Annotated in this window: 4 protein-coding genes; all 4 read left to right on the top strand. The window is 31.1% G+C overall.

From position 1 onward, the window contains the following. Positions 1 to 98: 98 nt before the first annotated feature. The 4 genes from ABD939_RS15570 to ABD939_RS15555 all read left to right on the top strand — a co-directional run bounded on the left by ABD939_RS15570 (position 99) and on the right by ABD939_RS15555 (position 3,006). Positions 99 to 755, top strand: a complete 657-nt coding sequence (locus tag ABD939_RS15570; protein WP_345170496.1) for a DUF6090 family protein — start codon at positions 99 to 101, stop codon at positions 753 to 755. A gap of 160 nt (positions 756 to 915) precedes the next feature. Then, positions 916 to 1,350, top strand: a complete 435-nt coding sequence (locus ABD939_RS15565) for a hypothetical protein (RefSeq protein WP_345170494.1) — start codon at positions 916 to 918, stop codon at positions 1,348 to 1,350. A gap of 289 nt (positions 1,351 to 1,639) precedes the next feature. Continuing rightward, on the top strand, positions 1,640 to 2,185 hold the full coding sequence (locus ABD939_RS15560; RefSeq protein WP_345170492.1) for an OmpA family protein: 546 nt from the start codon (positions 1,640 to 1,642) through the stop codon (positions 2,183 to 2,185). A gap of 158 nt (positions 2,186 to 2,343) precedes the next feature. Beyond that, on the top strand, positions 2,344 to 3,006 hold the full coding sequence (locus ABD939_RS15555; RefSeq protein ID WP_345170490.1) for a hypothetical protein: 663 nt from the start codon (positions 2,344 to 2,346) through the stop codon (positions 3,004 to 3,006). The last annotated feature ends 194 nt before the right edge of the window (positions 3,007 to 3,200 follow it).

The raw sequence follows: 3,200 nt of genomic DNA, 5'->3' as shown, positions 1-3,200 counted from the left end.
TTTTCTCGCGTTCGTTTTTGTTTACTAAATTAGTTGCTGAAACACGCAACTAACCATACACGAACACGTTGTGCTTCATTATCAGAAACCGCTAACCAATGATAAAATTCTTTAGAAAAATTAGACAAGATTTACTTTCAAAAGGTAAAACTGGAAAGTACTTGAAATATGCGATTGGAGAAATCATTCTTGTAGTTATTGGAATTTTATTAGCACTTCAAATCAATACTTGGAATGAGAATAGAATTGATAGTAAACGCCTTAATTTATATACTCAATCACTCTTAAATGACCTAGAATTAGATAAAAAGCGTTTAATTGAGTGTATGGTATTTGATTCCACTAAAGTTTCAATCATTGATAGACTATCAGATCCAGTACAAGATTTTATAGAAGATCTTAGTGATAGAGGAATTCTTACGATAAAATCCATAAAAGTAAATAATGCCACATTTAAGACAATGTCTTCAAATAATGATTTAGAATTATACCAGAATATTGACTTACAAAATAGTATTTCTAAATACTATGCTGATGTTGAATATGTTATTCGGTTTGAAAATGTATATATAAACAATAGCTATTCGAATTTCGAAGAATTCGTTACTCGAAACCGAGGTTATACCTTAGAAGGTTTAAAAGGTTATTTGAGTTCTATGAAATCTGCATCAGAGAATGAATCTGACTGGTATAAAGAATTAATTGGACTTAATGAATCTATAACAAAAAAATTAAAAGACCAACTAAAAAAATAACGAAAGCACAACAATGTGTATAATTCATTGCTAGTTACAGCCTACTTACGAAAGTCCTCGCGGACTTTCTATCTGTGATTTATTTGCTAAATTTATTGCTTAAACACGCAACGAAATCATACACTAGACCGTTGCCAACCATTTGAGAAAAACCGAGTAAATGAAAAAACATTTTTTAATACCACAACCACCAATAGCTGAAAAATTAACCTTTTTGGTAGATGACTTAAATGAAACTCGGACTGTTGGAATCGCAACCGATTTAGATAAAATTGAATACAATTTAAAATTAATCGGAGACGACTTTAACCAAGATTTAGAAATCGGAATTAACTTTTTGGAAAAAGGAATTACAGACGTAGTTGACCTTGGTAGATATATTTCGGTTGTAGCAATTAAAAAAGACCAAACCGAAGGAAAAATGTATTTTTTTGACTCAACAGTTGACTTTTCAAGAGACGAACTGATTGAACAAATGAAAGAACTATTTAATGAAAGTATTTCTAATAAGTTCATTACAATTTATGATTTAATGGTTTCAGAATCGTCACCATCTTTTGACAATGTTGAATTATTACGTCCTTTAGAATCGTAAAGTTTTTTTAGCTTTATAAAAGCATCAGTTTGTTCTGGTGTTTGACCTTGATATTCGAAAGGCTCTGATTTTGGTAATTGTTTTCTAAAAAAAGCTGTGACATTTGACATAATATTTGAATTTTAAATTAATAATCTGAATAAAAAACGGTTGGCAACACCGGCTATAGTTCATTGCTTCTGACTTTCCTTTCGGAAAGTCCTCGCATTTTTGCTATATTCGGTTTACGGCGGAAAATCCTCGCGGATTTTCACGCAACGAAACCATAGCCAAGACCGTTGTAAGTAATATGAGAAAAACCGTCATTCTATTGAAATTTGTATTTCTAATTTTCGGATGTGCATCTGTGCAATCACAAACAGAAACGTCTGACTGTTCTGATTTGACAAGCCTTGAAGAAATTAACTTGGAGGAAATAAGACCTTCAATGGAAAAATATTTGATGGCTATTGAAAAAGATAAAAACGGAACTAATAACGAGAACACAATTAAGACTTTTTATTGTCCACCAACCATTCTTGCTTTTGAAAAAAACTGTTCGTTTCCCATAAATACAAATATTATTAAATTCTATGTTTCGTTACTTGATATTCGAAAAGACACAAAACTGATACTCTATGTGAATTCAGATACTTTAGAATATAAAGAAAATCCAGAAATGAATTTAAAACGTGCTGAAACAGTTAAGAAAATATTTACTCATTACGGAATTGATAGTAACCGAATTCTGATTGAAAATTTAGGCGCTGAATATCCAATGGACACAAATAAAACCGAACAAGGAAGAAAAAATAATAAATATATAAGATTGAGTATTCCGAATATTATTTCGTAAAATACTACTTACAACAACGTATAAAATTAATTGCTTGCTTCTAGCCTACTTACGAAAGTCCTCGCGGACTTTCTATCTGTGATTTATTTGCTAACTTTAGTGTTTAAACCACGCAACTAATCTTATACAACAACGTTGTAACACATTTGAGGAAACCAATGATTGACCAATTAATCGAGAAAACTAATTCATATGAATTCTATCATAATGGACAATTTCACTTAACCGAATTAAAAGGTAAAATCGGACATTTTGATACAATGGAGTTTAATTTCATCGTAGAAGAACGAGATGATTTTGGAAAAATAATTGAAGCCGACCATTGGAGGTTAATTGCACAAAATACGATTAAATTTAGAGGACTGTTCTCGGAACAATATTTACCATACATCAAATTAAAAATATTGGATGAACATCCTTTACTTTGGACTTTTCATAAAAACGAATTGGAATGTGAATTACAAGGTTTCCCAAGCAATCCGAGTGAGTTCATTGGAGATTTATACTTTGCATACGAACAGATGACAGGAAATTGGATAGAACTAAACAGACATTTTTTCAACATAAAAGAATATTATCATAAAAATGGAAAAATGAATCTTGGAATCACGGAACCTTTAGCTGAACCGATAAGACAAGTTTGTGAAAAGCACGGAATTGAATTCAATGTAGAAAATGTAATTAAAGATTATGACAAAGGTTACTCATATCGACCAAATGCAAAACTTTTAATTTTCGGAAATGAAGATGTAAGTCCAAACGATTTTAATTTGAGACAACCATACATAATTGCGGATGAATTTATTGCGAACAAAAAATAAAAAACATGTTACAACAATGTATAACCGCAATTACGGCGGATTCGACTACGTCCGAATCCACTCGGAATTTCTAAAGCTTGGGACTAACCGAAAATATTAGCTAACTTATCCGTAACTGACGGTTATACGAGACCGTTGGCATTAATTTGAGAAATGACCGTAAAAGTAACAGACAAAGTTGACCAAAAATCTTA

It is taken from the genome of Algibacter aquimarinus, assembly GCF_039543265.1.
Classification (GTDB): Bacteria; Bacteroidota; Bacteroidia; order Flavobacteriales; family Flavobacteriaceae; genus Algibacter_B; species Algibacter_B aquimarinus.
This window is presented reverse-complemented; position numbering and strand designations above follow the sequence as displayed.